This window comes from Haloplanus natans DSM 17983 (assembly GCF_000427685.1).
GTDB classification, from domain to species: domain Archaea; phylum Halobacteriota; class Halobacteria; order Halobacteriales; family Haloferacaceae; genus Haloplanus; species Haloplanus natans.
In genome coordinates, this window is the sequence record NZ_KE386573.1 from 2627666 (window position 1) to 2645004 (window position 17339).

Genomic DNA, 17339 nt, shown 5'->3' on the forward strand with positions numbered 1-17339 from the left:
TCGTACTACCCCGCTCAACGGCGGGGGTAGTAAGCGTGCCGAATCGCACGGATACGACCTATGCGGGCGCTGTATCCCCTCCCAACTCCGTTCGCTTCGCTCACTCCGTGGAGGCGGGGGCTTAGCGCCTGCATTCCAGCTAAACGTCGCGGAGGCGCTGCATCTGACCCGCGGGTGGCGGGGACGGATCACCGAACCGGTACTGACCACGCTTATCACGGCGATGAACCCGCACATCGAGTTCTTCGACAGCCACAACTGGGGCTACTCGGTCGTCGAGTTCACCCGCGAAGACTGCACGTACGTCGGCTACGCCGTCGACAAGACGGTGAACAAGCCCGACGCGTCGAAAACGGTCGTCGCCGCGTACCGCGTTCCCGACGGCGACGTGCGCCTCGACGACGTGACGGGGAGTACCGGTGACGCCGCGACAGCGGGAACGATTACGGCGGCGTCGTCGCCTCGACGGCCTCGGCTAGTCGATCCAACGCGGCCGGATCGTAGGCCTCGTCGACGTGATTCACGTTCCACAGTCCCGACGCCCGAATCTCCGGGCTCCGACTGTGTCGGCCGAACCAGTCGTTCGGGCGGGGGTCGACGGGGTCGGTGTCGCGGTTGCTCAGCAGCGCGATGAGGTTTCGTTCGACGAACGCGCGGTCGCTATTGGGACCCGGTTCGTCGTCGAGGGCGACAGTGAGGAACGGCTGCTCGCGGATGTAGGCGCTCACGCGGCGTTCGAGGAGATACTCCTCGTCTCGGACGCCGGCTCGGTCCCGGTCGATGCTCGCCCAGCGCTCGCCCCAGTCGGGGTAGTCGTCGTGGAGGCCGTACTTCTCGATGATGGCCTCGCCGACGCGCTGGCGGTAGACGGAGCCACGATGGTTGCCGCCGTGGGGGTGGTCGGCGCTCCCGCTGCCCGTTCCGTAGTGTTGCTTCAGTCTGTCCCAGAGCGACGTACTGCTCCCCACGGAGACGGCGTGGGTGCCGATTCGGGCGACGCGCAACCCGCCGCCGGCGGTGCGAGGCTCGCCGGGTGCGAGGAAGACGTAGACGCCACGGTCGGGCCAGTCCATGTAGCCGGTGCAGCGTTTGAGTTTCCGCGCCCCGTCGACGCGGCGGTCGAGGTCGGCGAGGAGGCGGTAGAGACGGTCGAGGTCGTCCTGCCGGGTCACCCGTCGTGTCCTCGTGTCCGGGAACAAAAGGGTTCCGCGGACGGTATCGACACCGTGTCCGTGGAAGGGCCAACGGTGGCCGACCGCTCACGCCGACGGATCGGTGGCCGGCGTCGCGACGACCGTGAGCGCCCCGTTCTCGATTCGGACCGTCAACTCGTCGCGGGCGAGCCGAAACTCCTGACAGTGGTGGCCGTCGGGGTCGACCGCCGTCTCGGCCGTCACGAACCCGGCCGCTCGGAGTCGGTCGAGGCGCCGGTACACCGTCGCCCGCGACATCTCACAGCGCTCGATCAGGTCTCGGCCGCGCATGGGCGTACCGGCGAGCGCCGCGAGTATCTCCCGCGCGTACTCGTCGTCGAGGAGGCGGAGCTGTGCCGGTACGTCGTCACACGCGCTGACGACGACCGCGTCCGGTGTGTCCTCACGCCGGGCGTCCCGGGAACGCGGTCGGTCGGCCGTTGCAGTGGTCGCCATCGTATACGGACCCTCGCCTTCCGTCCCCGTAGGTCGACGGTCATTCTATACTGCCGCGTCGCCGCGAGTGGGCAATACATATTGTGTCGGCCGTCGGCGCCCGGCTCGTACGGTTTGGTGTACGTCGGCACCGGCGAACCACCGGGACACAGTTACGACGGTCCGTCTCAGAGTCGGTCGGGGACCTCACTCGCCAGCGCGTGCACCGACGACGGCGGGTCGGGGCCGAGAACGGCCGCCCGGGTTGCGCGCAGCCGTCGGATCGGCGCCGACTGGAGCCCGGAATCGGCGGCGTCGGGGTCACAGGCCGCGACCAGTTCGGTATCGCGGCGGCGGCGCCGGCGGTCGTAGCGCCCGAGACAGTCGGTGACGGCGCCCGCGCCCGACGCCAACTCGTCGGCGAACACCCACGCGTCCTCGATGGCGAGGGCGGCGCCGAGGCAGTCGCCGGGAATCGACGTTCGGCTCGCCGGGCCGAGGGGCGCAACGCCGTCGGCACACCGGGATGCGGGCGAGACACACGGGAGCCGTTCGTACTGGAAGTCGGGGAGCCGGTCCGCAAACGGGGTAACCGGCGGGTCGAAGAGATGTCCGAAGCGGTCGCCGACGTCGGCGGGTCCGACGGCGTCGGCGGCCGCCGTTTCCGTGGCCGTGACCAGGTGGACGAACGTCGCGTCCGGAGCCGGGACGGCGAACGCGGCGTGCCGGTCGCCCCACGCCTCGGTCGGCACGTCCGGCGCAGGGGCGGCCGCCGGCCAGCGCCCCGTCCAGCGGTGGATCGCTCGTGCGTCCGTCGCCTCGTCGCCGGGGAACAGACGGCGCTCGGTCGTGAGGACGGCGTCGAACAGTTCGTCGACGCCGCGTTCGAAGACGGCACGGACGCCGCGTTCGGTCGAAGTGAGCGTCGCGACCGGACGCTCGGCGGTTCGGACTCGGTCCAGTAGCCGGCGCTCGAGGACGGCGTCGAGGTCGGTGCGAGCGACCGCAACGAGCACGGGGTGATCGGTGTCGCCCGCCGGCCAACACCGGCCACGCGTCCGGCAGGCGAAACGGGACAGGGTGGTGCCGTGGCGTTCGACGGGACGCCGAAGTCCGAGGCGTTCGAGCAGCGTCAACCCCGACTGCCAGAGAGTCACCACCGGCGGGAGCGGCCGGCCGCGGGCGGGAGACGCAAGCACCGGATCGAGGCCCGCGCGGTCGAGAAATCCGGCGGCCGCCGCGGCGCCGATCCCGTCGCCGACGATCAGAACCTGTCGGTCGCGGGCGACATCGGAGCCGTCGTCACGGCGGGCGGCGGTGCCGGACGCGTCGTCGGACGGCCGCGAGAGACGACGGTCCGCCATCGACTCACCGACGACCGCCGTCGACGGATATCGATCCGAGACTGCCGGTTCGTCGCGACGGGAGCGGCGGACGTGCCATTGCGCTCCTTTCGAGTCGCCGTCTCATAAACCGGCAACGCGTGTTTCTGACTCGGAAACACCGATCCGCCCGCCGGAGTCAATATGGATAGCCCCCGTCGGCGTCGCGGGTAGTCAGCATAGACGGGACGCTTTGGGGGATGGATGGCGTTCGTCGGGATATGAAGACACGCGCCTCTCGCGCCGACCGCGACGCCCCGTCGACGGCCGCCGAGACGCTTCTCGCGTTGCTCGGCGACGAGTACACTTGCCGACTCCTCACGACACTCGACGGGCGCTCGCTCCCGGCGGCGGAACTCGTCGATCGCTGTGAGATGTCGCGGGCGACGGTGTACCGGCGCCTCGACCGCCTCGAAGACGCCGGCCTCGTCACCTCGCAACTCCGCTACGACCCCGACGGCCACCACCGCCGCGAGTTCGAACTCGCCCTCGATTCGGTCGAACTCCGTGTCGACGAGGGCGGCGTCGACGGGACGGTCCGGGCGACCGGGCCGGCCGACGACTGATCGCCCGCCTGCGCCGACTCGCCCACAGTGGGTATTGTCCCTGTTTCCCGGTGAGTCGCCGGACCGGGCCGGCGAGAGCCGATGACGACTTCCGGCGATCCTTCCCACGTACGAGACTCACGATCACGCCGAATCGCCGTTCCCGAGGAGGAGGTCGAACACCTTCCGCTCGCCGAGGCGGAGGTGTTTGTTGATCGTCGGCTGGGTGATATCGAGCGTCTCGGCGACTTCCTCGCCGCTGCTCTCGCGGGGCCACTCGAAGTAGCCCATGGCGTGTGCCGTCTCGATGGCCTCGTACTGCCGGTCGGTCAGACGCTGTTCGATCCGGCGGTGCAGTTCGCCGGGAGTCGTCTCCGTCTCCTGGTGTTGACGCTGGGCCGTGAGGTCGAGCGCCGGGAACTCCGCCCGGAACCGATCGACGATGGTGCGGATGTCGGCCTCGCGAGGGAGTTCGACCACGAGCGAGACATCGCCGTCGGTCGCCGCTCCGCGCCGGAGGACGCCGCCGTACTCGGAGACGAAGGCGCCGAACCAGGACGACCCGCGACGCTCGACGACGACTTCCCCGTCCCGGCGGGCAGCGACCTCGATGTCGCCGGGGAGAGTCGACGACGCCGCGTCGGCCACGTCCGCCGGGAGGTCGCCGCGGACGGTGTAGTAGACGCTGACGGAGCCGTCCTGTCGGCGGACGGTCCGCTCGTGGCGGACGCGACACCCCGTTTCACGCGCCAGTCGTGCGAAGGGGAGGCCCGCATCGCTCCCCCGGAACTCGAGTTCGAGCGTGTCGTCGGATTCGAGGGCGCGCCGGCGCTCGATGGCCGCGATGGCGTAGCCGATGGAGGTTCCGAGCTGTGAGAGCACGTCCACCTCCCGGTCCTCGAACTCGCCGGGGTCGTCGGCGACGACGACGAGCGCGCCGTAGGTGATGCCGCTGTACGCGAGCGGGACCGCACAGACCGACCCGGCACCGAACGTGAGGAGGAGTCGCTGCCACTCGCGACGGCGGCCGCTCCCGACCAGGTCGTCGACGACGCGGGGCTCGCCCGTCTCCCACGCCTCGGCCACGGGATGAGCCGCCGCCGAGTCGGTGCCGGGAGCGGCCCCGTCGAGGACGCGTTCGACGGCGTCGGCGTCGATACCGGCGGTCGCCCGGGGCGTCAGCCGGTCCGTCCCCACGTCGGCGGCGGCGATCCAGGCGGCGTCGAAGGGGTCGCGATCCACCAGTTCCGCACAGACTGCCTCCTGAATCCCGCGACGCGAGGAGTGGCCGGTGATGGCCGCCTCGATGCGCCGTGTCAGTTCGGTGATCGACTCCAGGCGACGGGCGCGCTCGGTCTGTGCCTCCAACTCCGCCCGACGCGATTCGAGTCGTCGCTCGCCGCGGAGCCGGTTCAGCGCGGCTTCGAGCGTCGCGGCGATGATGCTCGCCGCCTCGGTGTCGACGCCCGACCCACAGACGGCGAGCAGCCCGTTGCCGCCGAGCGGGAACAGGACCGCCTCCTCGCCCGGCCGCACGTCGCCCAACGGCTCGGCGCCGTCGTCAACGCGGTACATCGTCTCGCTGACGAACGCGTCCCAGGCCCGCGTGTCGTCGTCGGTGAGCGCGGGGAGCGCCGCCGCCTCCGGAAGCGCCGGGCCGGTGGCCGCCGGTTCGAGCGTGGCCGTCGCCTCGTCGTAGCGGTAGACGGCAGTCGCGGGCAGGTCGAACACGTCCGCGGCGGCGTCGACGGCCATCCGGGCCGCGTCGACGACGGTGTCGGCCGTCGTCAGCTCCGCCGTCGCGTCGTGGAACGACTCGATGGTCCGCTCGCGTCGTTTCGCCGCGGTCACGTCGCGGCTGACGATGACGACGCGGGGGACGCCGTCCGTCCACTCGGTCGGGTAGAACTCGGAGCGGACCCAGCGAATCTCGCCGTCGGGGCGTTCGATGCGGTACTCCCGTCTGTATCGCTCGTCGGCGTCACCGGCCGACACCGCCGCGGCGAGACGGTCGATGAAGGCGCGGTAGTCGTCGTAGTCGTCGGGATGGAGCGTGTCGAAAAACCCCTCCTCGTACGTCTCGTGGAGGCCGTCGAGCGGCTGGCCCCAGATGTCCTCGTAGCCGGAGCTGACGAAGTCGGGGGCCGGATCGCCCGCAGTCAGTTCGGCGGCCGGTGCGAGGAAGATGGCCTCGTCGATCCGATCGACGATCGCCTGCAGTCGGTGCTCGCTCTCGCGCAACTGCTCGGCCCTGTCCACCCGATTGAGCGCGGTAGTGGCGTGACCGGCGAGCACCTGCGCGGCGTCGAGGCGGTACGGCTCGTAGTCGTCCCGGCTGCAGTCGCCCGCCGCGAGGAGGCCGTGTTCGCCGAGCGAGACGACGATGGCGGCGTCGAGCGGGTTGTGGTCGTGGGACTCGCTGGGGTCGTACGTCGTCGCCTCGTCGCGCTCGAAGATCCCGTACTCCGTGTCGCCGGGGCCGAAAGACACCGGCCCGGTTCCGGACCGCATCTCCGCGACGGGCTCGGTCCCGTCCACGTAGGTGAGTCGCTCGGCGTCGGGGTCGTGACGCCAGCACGCCGTCATCGGCAGCCCGAGCACGTCCCGTGCCGTCTCGACCGTGATCCGGTACACCTCGTCGGTCGTCTCGGCTCCCTGAAGGCGCTCGGTGGCCGCCTGAAGCCGTTCGATCGTTCGTTCCCGCCCTCGGCGCTCGGTCACGTCCCGGAAGTTCGCCATCGTCGCCGGCTCCCCCTCGTGTCGGATGCGCGAGACGGACAGTTCGAGCGTCAGCCGGTCGCCATCGGCCGTCTCGACCTCGACATCGTACTGGTTGGGCGGGGATTCGCCGGCCACGCGGCGCTCGTATCGCTCCCTGACCAGTTCCCGGGACGACGGCGTGAACACGTTCTGGAACGGCATACCGAGCAGTTCCGCCTCGTCGTAGCCGGTGATTTCACAGAAGCGGTCGTTGACGAAGACGTACTGGCCGTCCCTGACGACGACGACGGCGTCGGTGCTCTGCTCGACCAGCGCCGAGTACTTCTGCCGTTCCTCCTCGATTTCGCGCTCGCGTCGCTTTCGCTCGGTGATGTCCTGTGAGGCGGAGAGGAACCGCTCCTGCCCGTTGATCGTCACGGGCGTGCCGGTCACGAGCAGCACGTGTCGGTCGCCGTCCGCGTCCTCGACGACCCACTCGTACTCCTCCGGTTCGCCGGCCGCCATGACCCGGTCGATGATCTCGGCGCCCCGTTGCTCCGTGTAGCCCTCGTCCGCCACACTGATGCCGACGGCACCGATATCCAGCAGCGTCTCCCGGTCGTAGCCGAGCAGGTCACACATGGTGTCGTTGACGCCGACCATCTCTTTCGTCTCCGGATCGTGGAGCGTGATCGCCGCGCTGGATTTGTCGAACAACTCCCGGTAGGTCCGTTCGAGTTCGCGTCGCTCGGTGATGTCGCTCGCGATGCCGACGTACCAGCCATCGCCCGCCGGCGTCTCGACCGGGTAGCCGGTGGCCGAGACCCACCGACGCTCCCCGTCCGGCCGGCGGATACGGAACTCGAACTCGTAGCTGTCGGCGGCCTCGCCGCGAGCGATGTCCTCGCGCATCCGCGCGAACTCCGTCTCGAACGCCTCCCTATCCCGGGGATCGATGGCGTCGACGAAGGCGGTCGCGTTCTCGTACACCTCCTCGACGGGGCGGCCCCAGACGTCTTCGTAGGCGGGGTTCAGATACCGAACCTCGGAGAAGTCCTCGTTGGCCACGTAGATGATCTCGTCGACGTTCTCGGCGACGAGTCGGAAACGCCGTTCGCGTCGCTTCCGCTCGGTCACGTCGCGGGAGACGGCGAAGATACAGGGGTCGTCCCCGTCGCTGCCGGGCCAGATATCGGTCGCCAGCCACCGGCGGTCGCCGTCCGCCGTCTCGACTTGCCACTCGTGGGCGGTCGGTTCCCACGTCGCGCCGGCGTCTGCCACGACGGGTTCGATGCCCGAATCCGTCGCGACGAGGGCGTCGATCCCCGCCTCTCGGAGCCGCGCCCGGTCGTAGCCGAGCAGGTCGACCAGCGCCCCGTTCGCGGCGCGGAGACGGCCGGTGTCGGGGTCGTGGGTCGCCGTCGCCCGGTCGAACCGCTCGACCGGATCGTCACGACGGGAGGGTCGGGCACGACCGGCGAGGCCGTCGATGCGGTCGACGACGGTGTCGGGGCGCGTCTCGCACAGCGAACGGGGAAGCCAGTCCGTCGCGCCGGCCTCGACGGCCGCGGCGACGGTCGACGCGGCGTCATCGCCGACCAAGACGACGACCGGAACCCGCGGCCGGGCGTCGGCGACGCGTTCGAGGACGGCCCGCCACGACGCGCCCGCGGTCCGGCGGTCGAGGAGGAGACAGTCGGTGCCGTCGAGATGCTCCGGGAGGGCGTCGAGGGGGGCGGTCGTCGCAGACAGACGAGTCCCGGACTCGCCCGTCGCGTCGGTGAGGGCCGTGGCGAACGCCGGCGGCCCCACCACATCGACGTGGAGGGGAGAGTGAGATGGCATCGCGTCGGCCGTACGAGGGCATCCTGTCACAAAACTCCCACGCACGGGGCACTGTCTCCGGCTCGGAGACTCCCCGGGGCGGTATATGTGACTGGCTCGCCACGTCCCGATACCGATGGCAGAGAGTATCTTCCCGGTTCGCGACGCGGAGTCCACCCCCGACCCCGACCCGGACCCGCAGATCGTCCCGCTCGGAGAGGCCGACGCGATCGTCGAAGCGCTCGCATCGGGGACGGCGCGTCGCCTCGTCTCCCTCCTGCACGAGGAGCCGATGGTGCCGTCCGAACTCGCCGAGCGGGCGGAGACGTCGATCCAGAACGTCACGTACCACCTGGAGCGGCTGAGCGACGCCGGAGTCGTCGAGGTGGTCGACACCTGGTACTCCTCGCGCGGGACCGAGATGGACGTGTACGCGCCGGCATCCGGCCCGCTCGTCATCCGCTGTGGCGACGGGTACGAGGGCGCAGTGTCGCGGGCACTCGGCGCGACGGCGGCGCCGGAAACTGGGCTCGCGAACTCCGACTGATACGGTTTGTTGTAACTGTGCCGGCCATGGAGGCGCCACCGACTGGGAATGAGTTACTGCGGCTCGTATGGCCGACCAGAGGGACTACGTGGGTCCCCGACGGACGGAAACGTATGCCGGCGGCGACCGTAGCGCCCGCGACGTGGTGCGCGTTTATTTGCTGGACCACCGGACGCCGCTCGGCAAAGTGATCGACGTGGCCTCGCTCGGGCTGAACCGATAGTAGCGTTTGGAACTGTTCGCACATCCGGTCTCGTCATCCCGTGGCAGGCGAGCAAGATCGTCAGGGAGTGGGGCCACAAAGGGAAGGTAAACGTCGCGTGTCCGAACTGCGGGCTCGCCTACCACGACGCCGACGCCTCACACTGCAAGGCGTGCGGTCACGTCGTCTATCAGGAGTTCGACTCCCGAGAGTGAGACGGCCCGACGAGGTGTCGGGATGGGCACGCAGCGCCCGTAAAACCGACAGATATGAAAAAATAGGTAGTGGTAGCGCGTCCCACGAAACGTTCGTCGTCATCAGATCGTCTTTGGAAAACGAATACACAACCCTTAACCGTCGAGTGCGCGTCGGTCTATTTGCAATGGCAAACGGTAAGGTTGATTTCTTCAACGACACTGGCGGCTACGGTTTCATCGAGACTGAGGATGCTGACGACGACGTTTTCTTCCACATGGAGGACGTTGGCGGCGAGGATCTGACGGAAGGGACCGAGATCGAATTCGACATCGAACAGGCCCCCAAGGGCCCGCGCGCGACGAACGTCGTTCGCGTTTAAACAGGACTTTCGTCGCCGTCCGGCGACGGGACGTATCTGTGCACTCACACCCGAGAGCGGCGCCGACGGCCTGTGCAACCAGCTTATATCGACACCACCCGAAGCGGTCGGTGTATGCAGGTAACTGACGTGGAGGCGACCCCGCTGGAGAGTCCCGTCGACACGGTGCAGATGAAAACCGGGGAGACCGAACAGACCATCGGCGTCTCGCCCGTCGTCGTGAAGGTTCACACGGACGCGGGAATCACCGGCCTCGGCGAGACGCTGACGTACGACCCAACGGGACGGGACACGGTGTACGCCGCGGAAGGGGTGAACGCGCTCGCCCGGCATCTGGTGGGCGAGAATCCCCTCGACGTGAGTCAGCGGTGGACGGAACTCTACCAGCACGCCAAACGCTCGGGGGCGTTCAAGCCGCTGTCCGCCATCGACGAGGCGCTCTGGGATATCGCGGCGAAGGATGCGGACAAGCCGCTCTACGAACTGCTCGGGGGAGCGGCAGGCGACGTGGCCGCCTACGCCACCTTCCCGCACCGCAAGTCGACCGAGGAACTCGTCGAGGACGGTGCATGGCTCGCCGACGCCGGCTTCGACTCCATGAAGATCACCGTCGGTGCGGGCGTCGAACGTGACCGCGAGCGAATCCGCACCATCGCCGAGGCACTCCCGGAGGGCTTTCGCCTGTCGATGGACGCCAACACCTCCTACGGCGTCGCCGAGGCGCTCCGCCTCGGCCGGACGGCCGACGAGTTGGAGATGGAGTGGTTCGAGGAGCCCATTCCCCACACGGACATCGAGGGACAGGCGGAGCTCAACCGTCGGCTCGACACGCCAGTCGCCGCCTACCAGTCCCACTACCCCCACTACCCGGCAGTCGATCACTTGCGCGCGAACGCGCTCGACGTGTATCAACCGTCGCTGTACGTCTGTGGCGGCGTGACGGCCGCGAACCGCGTCGCGACGCTCGTCGAGGCGTTCGATCGGCGGTTCGTCCCCCACGCGTTCGGCCCGCTGGTCAACTACGCCGCGAGCCTCCACGTCGCCGTCGCCAGCCCCGCCTGCGACCTCATCGAGTTCGCCGTCTACGACGACGACGCCGACGACCCCGGGCAGTACGTCGCCAGCCCCTACGTCGCGAACCAAGACGAGTTCGGCCTGGAGGACGGCGTCATGGCACCGCCGGACCGTCCGGGTATCGGCGTCGAACTCGACGAGGACATCGTCGCGGACCTCCGGATCGAGTAGTTACCGGACGGCACGCGCCGCGTCGGGACGGGAGATCGGGGCCGGATCGACGGGCCGAACGTCCCTCGCTTCCGACGGCGTCGTCACGTTCCCCGTGCGCTGGATCACGTATCGCTGGCCCACCATCGGATCGAGGAGGGCGTCGACTGGCGCCCGGTCGTCGCGCAGGACGGGCACGTCGTCGGTCGGCGGCGGCGGTCGGTACATCCCTATCTCGTCGGCGAGGTCGATCCCGATGTCCCGCGCCTCGTTGCGCCGGCGGAGTTCGGCCGGCGTGAACCGCTCGTCGCGCTTCGTGGCGACGACTTCGACGTTCTGGACGACGCTTCCTTCCGCGGTCGGGAAGGTGTATATCTGTGGGAACACTCTCGCCATCGTCTTGTACTCGGCGCGGTAGAACTTCGAGGCCGGGCCGCTCGGCGCGGAGATGAGGTTCGCGAAGAGCACGCCGTCGTCGTCCAGTCGCGATTCGGCGAGGCGCATGAACTCGACGGTCGTCAACTGGAAGGGCACCTTGTCCTTCTTGTAGGCGTCGAGGACGATCAGGTCGTAGGTGCGGTTCGTCTCCTGGAGGAACTGTCGGCCGCCGACGTTGTAGACGTTCAGGTTCGCGGACTCCTCCAGCCCGAAGTAGCGTTTCGCGGTGTCGATCACCTCGGGGTCGAGTTCGGCCACGTCGACGGTCACGTCGTACTCGGACGCGAAATGTTTGGGGCCGGTGAAGCCGCCGCCGCCGACGAAAAGCACCCGGTCAACGTCCTCGGTCATGAGCAGGGGGAGGTGGAAGTAGCGGGTGTACTCGAAGACGTGGCGGTCCGGATCGCTCACGTCCATCGCGCTGTGTGGCTGGCCGTCGAGGTAGAGGGTTCGCGTGTCCCCGACCTGCGTGACTTCGAGTTCCTGGTACGGCGTCTGGGTCCCGTAGAGAACGGGGCCGCCGGGCGAGACGCCGATGGCGCCGTTGAAGCCGGCGGCGACGACGAGGACGGCGACGGCAACGCTCGCGAGCGCCGGATCGCGGCTGCTCGCCCCCCACGCGAGCCACAGCGCCGTCCCGACACAGAGCAGGCCGAAGCCGACGCCGATGGCCTCGACGGACAGTTCGGGTATCAACACGAACGTCGTCACGAAGGCGCCGACGATGCTGCCGACGGTGCCGACGGCGTACACCTGGCCGGAGGCCGCGCCGACCGCCTCCGTCCCCGTCAGTTCGGCGGCGTAGGGGCTGACGTAGCCGAGGAGGTAGGTCGGCGGGCCGAAAAGCAGGGTGACCGCGGGGAGCGAGGCGAAACGGCTCGGGAGCGGGATGGCGCCGGCAGCGGCCATGAGAGGGTCGGACGCGAAGACGACGACGGCGACGTAGGCGGCGGTGCCGACGAGAAGCCACGCGAGCCGGTCGTCGGTCGCCCGTTCGGCCGCCCGCTTGCCGCCGAGGTGGTAGCCGAGCGAGAGCGCCGCGAGGAAGACGGCGATGATGCTCCCCCAGGTGTAGATGCTGCTCCCGAACTGCGGGGCGACGATGCGGCCGGCGAGGATTTCAAGCCCCATGCTGGCGATGCCGGAGACGAACACCGCGAGGCCGGGTCGGGAAGGTCGCCAGCCGGTTCGGTCGGGGAGGGAGGCCATTCGTCGGAGGGTAGGCGAGCGGGCGCATAAGCCTTGGCTCGGGACGGGCTTTATCACCGGGACGCGCGTACGGCCGAGGACCGATGGCCGACGGCTGCAAGGTCGAGCGTGTCTGTGAGCGCCGGGGGCTGGCGACGCTCCCCGAGCGACTGGTCGAGCGCCGAATCGAGGCCGACGCCAGCCTGCGCGCCCTCGAACGCGTCTTCAACCGGGCGGTGCTCGCGTCGGCGATGCGGGCGGCGGGGATGGAACTCGTCGACGGGGCGGCGGCGAACGTCCACCGACTCCTCACCGCCGACGACGTGAGCCACGCGGCCCGGACGGAGGCACGGGACCGCCTCGCCCGCGCCGGCGTCGACGTCGACGCCGTCACCGCCGACTTCGTCACCTACGGGACGATCCGCACCCATCTCCGCGAGTGCGAAGGGATCGAGACGGGACGGGAGGCGACGGTCGACGCCGAGACGGTGCGTGACACCGTCTTCAAGCTGGTCGGCCGGAGCGAGGCGGTCACCGAACGGGAGCTATCGCGCCTGGCGACGACGGAGGGGTTCGAGGCGGGCGAGCTCTCGGTGTCGCTGACCGCGCGCGTCGCCTGCGAGACCTGCGGCGAGGAGTACGGCCTTCGGCGCCTACTCGACCGCGGCGGCTGCGGCTGTGGTGACACCGGACGGGAGTCCTGACGGTCAGTAGCTGCTCGCCGGGACGGACCGGCGAGAGTCGCCGAGGCACCGGCTGAGTCACAAACGTAATAGGCCCGTTCCGACGTACCGTGTGTACGTTCGTCCGGCCGACGCGGCCGGACGGTTGCCGACGATGACCGGGGACGACACGACCGGCGAGTGCGAGCGCGATACGGCCCACGAGTGGCGACTCGGCGTTCGGAACGTCGGCGGGATCGACCGCGCGTCGGTGACGCTTACCCCGGGAGTGACGGTCGTCGCGGGCGCGAACGCCACAAACAAGTCGTCGCTGCTCGGCAGCCTCGGCGGCGTCCTCGGTGGCCCGCATCCGCCGCTCCGGGGCGGCTGCGACGACGGCACCATCACGCTCGATACCGGCGGCGAGCGGTACGCACTCGACCTGTGTCGGCGGGATGGGGAGACGGTCGTCGCGGACGCGACGCCGTACGCCGAGGCGTCGACCCTCGTCGACCTGTTCGTGGCCCTGGGAGAGGAGAACCCGATCCGGCGGGCCGTCGTCGACGGGGGCGACCTCCACGACCTGCTCATGCGGCCGGTCGACACCGACGAAATCGACGCCGAAATCGAGCGCCTGCAGGCGCGACGCGACGAAATCGACGAGCGGATCGCCGCGCTCGACGAGCGGGTCGACGACCTGCCCGAACTGGAGGTGCGGGCGACCACGCTGGCCGAGCGCCGCGACGACGTGGCGGCGCGACTCGACGAGCAACGGGACGCCGTCGACGAGGCGGACTACCGGGAGGCGGCCGAGGCGACACGCGAACTCCTCGACGACCTGACGAGCGCCCGGTCGGAACGCGAGCGACTCCGCGAGCGGCGCGAGACGAAGCGACGCGCCGCCGAATCGCTGCGCGAGGATCGCGCCACGGTCGAGGAGCGGCTGGCGGAGTCGACACCCGACGGAGCCGAGAGCGTCGAGGCGCGACTGGAGGAGATCGAAACCGAACTGCGGCGTCTCCGCGACCGGAAGGGGCGTCTCGACGAGACGATCAACGCGTTGAGCCCGATCGTCGAGTTGAACCAGGGGGTGCTCACCGAGGACGAGCGGCCGCCGGACTTCGGCGCGGCGGACGTGGTCTCGAAGCTGAACCCCGAGTCGGAGTCGGTCACCTGCTGGACCTGCGGCCAGTCGGCCGAGCGGGCGGAGATAGAGGCACAGATCGAGGCCGTCGAAGCGGTCCTCGACGAGAAGCGCGCGGAGCGGACGGCCGTCGAATCGCGGATCGAGGAGCGCCGGGCGGAGCGGGCGAACCTCGACGCTCGTCGCGAGGAGCACGCCGACCTCGAAGCGCGGCGCCGGCGCCTCGAACGGAAGATAGAGGAGCGCGAGCGGTCGATTTCGGCGCTCGACGACCGCATCGACGGCGTGAGCGACCGGATCGAGGCGCTGGAGGCGGAGCTCGAAACAACCGACGCGGCGAGCGACCTCGTTGCCCGCCACCGGACGGTGAGCGACCTGGAGTACGAACGCGGCCGCCTCGAACGCGAACTCGCCGACGTGGAGGCGGACATCGAGGCCGCGGAGGACGCGCGGGCGGAACGCGAGTCGCTTCGTGAGGAGCGCGAGACGGTGCGGACCCGGCTCGCGGCGTGTCGCGAGCGCGTCGAGCGGATCGAGCGCGAGACGGTCGAGACGGTGAACGACTGTCTGGCGCGCGTGCTGGATCGACTCGACTACCGCGGTATCGAACGCGTCTGGATCGAGCGCCGCGAGGCGGAGTCGGAGACGGTCTTCGACCTGCAGGTCGTCCGGACGACGGACGACGGCAGCGTCTACCGCGCGGCGGTCGACACCCTCAGCAAGAGCGAACGCGAGGTGGTGGGGCTGGTGATCGCGCTCGCGGGCTATCTGGTCTACGACGTGGCCGAGACGGTCCCCGTCGTCGTCGTCGACGCCATCGAGATGCTGGACGCGGCGCGCATCGGTGGGCTCCTCGGCTTTTTCACCGATCACGCCCGCTACGTCGTCGCGGCGGTCCTGCCGGAGGAAGCCGAGCGACTTCGGGAGCGGTTCGAGACGGCGGACCTCGAGGCGTCGTGACGGGGTCGGGCCGCCCCCGGCGCGTGGGAATTGCGACACACGCTACCCGGTGTCGTGGAGCTTCCAAATCCGGCGACTTATACCGTCGAACGGCCTACGATCGGTATCGATGTCGACGCTGAAACACGCCCCCGGCCCGGCGGCGCGGAGCGCCTTTCGGCTGGGTATGCTGACCGCCATCGTCGTCGGTCTCGCAACCCTCGGCGCTCTCTATCTGCGGGACGTGCTGACGACGGCGACGGCGCTCTATTCGCTGATCGCGCTGTTTCCCGTCTACCTCATCCTCGTCGCCTCCGCGCTCAGTGTTTGGCTCGGCTACGACAAGGACGTGACTGATCTCCGCCCGGTGTATCGTTAATACGGCCGGCCGTGCGTCAGTGGAACGGTTCGGTGCGCCGGGATACCGAACGTACGGGACAGCCGACGGTAGAACTACTCGTCGCCCCCGGGACGGGACAGGGCGGTGACGACGGCCCGGAGTTGCGCGCGGAGCGACGGCCGGTCGCGTTCGTGACGGCGGAAGGCGAGGGTCAGACCGACCAGCGCGACCAGCGAGAGGACGGCGAAGGGACCGCCGGTGAGCACGGCCGCGGCCTGGAGCGACTCGCCGCCGCCGACGAGCAACACGGCGCCGGCGACGGCACCCTGGAGGACGCCCCAGAAGGCGATGCTGCCCGTCGTCGGGGCGACGCCCCGTTTGGTCGCCAGTATCGACACGACGAGCGTCGACGTGTCGGCCGAGGTGACCATGAAGACGACGATGAGCGCGAGGAAGGCAAAGAGGAGGAGCCGCGAGAGCGGGAGAGCGGCGAGGACGGGAAAGCCGGCGACGGCCTCGGAGCCGCCCGCGGCCTCGATGGCCGCGAGCACGTCGGCGCGGCCGGATCGCTGGAAGGCGAGGGCGGTGCCGCCGAAGAGGAGGTGCCAGCAGACCGACGCGGCCCCGGTGGCGACGACGACGGTGAACGCGACGGTACGCACCCGCCGGCCCTTCGAGAGCGCCGCGAGAAAGAGGCCGGCGAAGGGTGCCCACGAGAACCACCACGACCAGTTCCAGACCGTCCAGTCGGCGACCCAGGAACTGGATGGAGCGAAGCTCATGGCGACGAAATCGGTCGCGTAGCGCCCGAGGGCGGTGGCCCCGGCGTCGACGACGAAGCCGCGCGGGCCGACGACGAACAGCAGGAGGGCAAAGAGGGCAAAGAGGCCGAGGTTGATGCCGGCGATGCGGCGGATGCCCCGCTGGACGCCGCTCTCGGCGGAGATACTGTAGATGACGACGAGGCCGGCGACGAAAAGGAGGGCGCCGGTGCCGCCGACGGCGACACCCCACTGGAAGGTGATGCCGGCGAGGAACTGCTGGCCGACGAAGGCGACGGAGGTGGCGACGCCGCCGATAGTGGCGAAGATGGCGAGTACGTCCACGAGTTTCGCGAACGCGCCGTCGAGGCCGTCGACGCCGAGGAAAGGCGTGAGGATGGTCGAGACGCGAAGCGGCGCGCCGCGCTGGTGGGTGAAGTAGGCGATGGGGAGGCCAACGACGAGGTAGGCGCTCCACGCCGACACGCCCCAGTGGAAGCTCGCGTACGTCAGCGCGGCGACGGCGGCGGCCGGCGACCGAGGATCGACGCCCGTGGCGGGTGGCGGCGACGCGTAATGAAAGAGCGACTCCGCGGGACCCCAGAAGACGACACCGGCGGCGATGCCCGCGGTGAACACCATCGCGAAGTACGTCGGATAGGTGTAGTCGGGGTCGGCGTCGGGGCCGCCGAGGCGAATCGAGCCCCACGGCCCGACGAGGAGAAACAGGGCGTAGACGACGGCTAGGAACATGGCGCCGAGAAAGAGCCAGTCGAACTCCCGAAAGAGGACGCGCTGGGCGGTGGTGACGGCCACGACGGTGCGATCAGGCGCGGCGAGGCGGGCGGCGAAGAAGGTAGCGAGGACGGCGACGGGAACGCCGAAGGTAACGGGGTCCTGCCTGGCGAGGAAGCCGCCGATCCAGTTGCGCCAGGAGAGGTGACGGACCCGGAGCAGATAGGGCGCCCCAGGTCGCGCGTCGTCGGCCGTCGGCGGGTCGACGGGGAGGAGCGCGAGGTAGGCCAACCCCGTACCGAAAAACAGGAGCGAGAGGACGAGCCATCCACGCCCGGAGACGACGGAGCCGACGATGGCCGGGAAGAAGAAACCGGAGACGACGACGATACCGGACAGCGCACAGGCCGGAAGGAGCGCCGAGCGGGCGAGTCGCTCCACCACGGCCGTGGCTCGCGATGCCATACCACACATGTCGCCCGGCGGAGATATAGGTGTGTCGT

The 17339-nt window shown here is 69.6% G+C and carries 14 protein-coding genes and 1 pseudogene; 9 read left to right on the top strand and 6 right to left on the bottom strand.

Features of this window, described 5'->3' with window-relative positions; translation table 11 throughout:
• Positions 1-443 precede the first annotated feature (443 nt).
• The 3 genes from HALNA_RS15660 to HALNA_RS15670 all read right to left on the bottom strand — a co-directional run bounded on the left by HALNA_RS15660 (position 444) and on the right by HALNA_RS15670 (position 2992).
• The gene (locus HALNA_RS15660) at positions 444-1172 is read right to left on the bottom strand and encodes a hypothetical protein (RefSeq protein WP_049937276.1); all 729 of its coding nucleotides are present in this window, start codon (positions 1170-1172) and stop codon (positions 444-446) included.
• 87 nt (positions 1173-1259) lie between these two features.
• On the bottom strand, positions 1260-1649 hold the full coding sequence (locus HALNA_RS15665) for an ArsR/SmtB family transcription factor (RefSeq protein WP_049937277.1): 390 nt from the start codon (positions 1647-1649) through the stop codon (positions 1260-1262).
• A gap of 167 nt (positions 1650-1816) precedes the next feature.
• Entirely contained in the window at positions 1817-2992 is a 1176-nt protein-coding gene (locus tag HALNA_RS15670; RefSeq protein WP_049937278.1) for a Rossmann-fold NAD(P)-binding domain-containing protein, read from the bottom strand.
• A 239-nt stretch (positions 2993-3231) separates the two neighbouring features.
• Here HALNA_RS15670 and HALNA_RS15675 point away from each other — a divergent pair, with 239 nt between their 5' ends.
• Positions 3232-3576 carry an ArsR/SmtB family transcription factor gene (locus HALNA_RS15675; protein WP_049937279.1) on the top strand — a complete coding sequence of 115 codons (345 nt, stop codon included), beginning with the start codon at positions 3232-3234 and terminating at the stop codon, positions 3574-3576.
• 123 nt (positions 3577-3699) lie between these two features.
• Here HALNA_RS15675 and HALNA_RS15680 read toward each other — a convergent pair whose 3' ends face one another.
• A complete protein-coding gene (locus HALNA_RS15680) occupies positions 3700-8100 on the bottom strand; it encodes a PAS domain S-box protein (protein WP_049937280.1) in 4401 nt (1466 codons plus the stop codon).
• A gap of 115 nt (positions 8101-8215) precedes the next feature.
• On the opposite strand from HALNA_RS15680, the gene HALNA_RS15685 reads away from it, so the two are divergent.
• The 5 genes and pseudogenes from HALNA_RS15685 (at position 8216) to HALNA_RS15695 (ending at position 10650) form a co-directional block, all read left to right on the top strand.
• A complete protein-coding gene (locus tag HALNA_RS15685; protein WP_049937281.1) occupies positions 8216-8626 on the top strand; it encodes an ArsR/SmtB family transcription factor in 411 nt (136 codons plus the stop codon).
• Positions 8627-8693: 67 nt separating this feature from the next.
• Entirely contained in the window at positions 8694-8849 is a 156-nt protein-coding gene (locus HALNA_RS20280; RefSeq protein WP_157573596.1) for a hypothetical protein, read from the top strand.
• Positions 8850-8881: 32 nt separating this feature from the next.
• Positions 8882-9043, top strand: a pseudogene (locus tag HALNA_RS21230) (ion transporter); the annotation flags it as partial.
• Positions 9044-9210: 167 nt separating this feature from the next.
• Positions 9211-9405 carry a cold-shock protein gene (locus HALNA_RS15690; protein ID WP_049937282.1) on the top strand — a complete coding sequence of 65 codons (195 nt, stop codon included), beginning with the start codon at positions 9211-9213 and terminating at the stop codon, positions 9403-9405.
• A 114-nt stretch (positions 9406-9519) separates the two neighbouring features.
• Complete coding sequence (locus tag HALNA_RS15695; RefSeq protein ID WP_084510085.1) at positions 9520-10650, top strand: mandelate racemase/muconate lactonizing enzyme family protein; 1131 nt, start codon at positions 9520-9522, stop codon at positions 10648-10650.
• Here the strand turns inward: HALNA_RS15695 and HALNA_RS15700 are convergent, their stop codons facing one another.
• The gene (locus tag HALNA_RS15700) at positions 10651-12276 is read right to left on the bottom strand and encodes a spermidine synthase (protein ID WP_049937283.1); all 1626 of its coding nucleotides are present in this window, start codon (positions 12274-12276) and stop codon (positions 10651-10653) included.
• Positions 12277-12359: 83 nt separating this feature from the next.
• Here HALNA_RS15700 and rdfA point away from each other — a divergent pair, with 83 nt between their 5' ends.
• From rdfA to HALNA_RS15715, 3 genes are all read left to right on the top strand, one after another.
• Positions 12360-12959 carry a rod-determining factor RdfA gene (rdfA, locus tag HALNA_RS15705; RefSeq protein WP_049937284.1) on the top strand — a complete coding sequence of 200 codons (600 nt, stop codon included), beginning with the start codon at positions 12360-12362 and terminating at the stop codon, positions 12957-12959.
• Positions 12960-13092: 133 nt separating this feature from the next.
• Positions 13093-15021 carry an archaea-specific SMC-related protein gene (locus HALNA_RS15710; protein WP_157573597.1) on the top strand — a complete coding sequence of 643 codons (1929 nt, stop codon included), beginning with the start codon at positions 13093-13095 and terminating at the stop codon, positions 15019-15021.
• Positions 15022-15130: 109 nt separating this feature from the next.
• Positions 15131-15379 (top strand): hypothetical protein, encoded by a 249-nt coding sequence (locus HALNA_RS15715; RefSeq protein ID WP_049937286.1) that lies wholly within the window; start codon positions 15131-15133, stop codon positions 15377-15379.
• 74 nt (positions 15380-15453) lie between these two features.
• Here HALNA_RS15715 and HALNA_RS15720 read toward each other — a convergent pair whose 3' ends face one another.
• Positions 15454-17301 (bottom strand): BCCT family transporter, encoded by a 1848-nt coding sequence (locus HALNA_RS15720; RefSeq protein ID WP_049937287.1) that lies wholly within the window; start codon positions 17299-17301, stop codon positions 15454-15456.
• Between the last annotated feature and the right edge of the window lie 38 nt (positions 17302-17339).

What these genes read in the sequence shown, in the direction of transcription:
- HALNA_RS15665 (WP_049937277.1), bottom strand. Translation starts at nt 1,649, where the DNA reads ATGGCGACCACTGCAACGGCCGACCGACCGCGTTCCCGGGACGCCCGG.
- HALNA_RS15670 (WP_049937278.1), bottom strand. Translation starts at nt 2,992, where the DNA reads ATGGCGGACCGTCGTCTCTCGCGGCCGTCCGACGACGCGTCCGGCACC.
- HALNA_RS15675 (WP_049937279.1), top strand. Translation starts at nt 3,232, where the DNA reads ATGAAGACACGCGCCTCTCGCGCCGACCGCGACGCCCCGTCGACGGCC.
- HALNA_RS15680 (WP_049937280.1), bottom strand. Translation starts at nt 8,100, where the DNA reads ATGCCATCTCACTCTCCCCTCCACGTCGATGTGGTGGGGCCGCCGGCG.
- HALNA_RS15685 (WP_049937281.1), top strand. Translation starts at nt 8,216, where the DNA reads ATGGCAGAGAGTATCTTCCCGGTTCGCGACGCGGAGTCCACCCCCGAC.
- HALNA_RS20280 (WP_157573596.1), top strand. Translation starts at nt 8,694, where the DNA reads ATGGCCGACCAGAGGGACTACGTGGGTCCCCGACGGACGGAAACGTAT.
- HALNA_RS15690 (WP_049937282.1), top strand. Translation starts at nt 9,211, where the DNA reads ATGGCAAACGGTAAGGTTGATTTCTTCAACGACACTGGCGGCTACGGT.
- HALNA_RS15695 (WP_084510085.1), top strand. Translation starts at nt 9,520, where the DNA reads ATGCAGGTAACTGACGTGGAGGCGACCCCGCTGGAGAGTCCCGTCGAC.
- HALNA_RS15700 (WP_049937283.1), bottom strand. Translation starts at nt 12,276, where the DNA reads ATGGCCTCCCTCCCCGACCGAACCGGCTGGCGACCTTCCCGACCCGGC.
- rdfA (WP_049937284.1), top strand. Translation starts at nt 12,360, where the DNA reads ATGGCCGACGGCTGCAAGGTCGAGCGTGTCTGTGAGCGCCGGGGGCTG.
- HALNA_RS15710 (WP_157573597.1), top strand. Translation starts at nt 13,093, where the DNA reads ATGACCGGGGACGACACGACCGGCGAGTGCGAGCGCGATACGGCCCAC.
- HALNA_RS15715 (WP_049937286.1), top strand. Translation starts at nt 15,131, where the DNA reads ATGTCGACGCTGAAACACGCCCCCGGCCCGGCGGCGCGGAGCGCCTTT.
- HALNA_RS15720 (WP_049937287.1), bottom strand. Translation starts at nt 17,301, where the DNA reads ATGGCATCGCGAGCCACGGCCGTGGTGGAGCGACTCGCCCGCTCGGCG.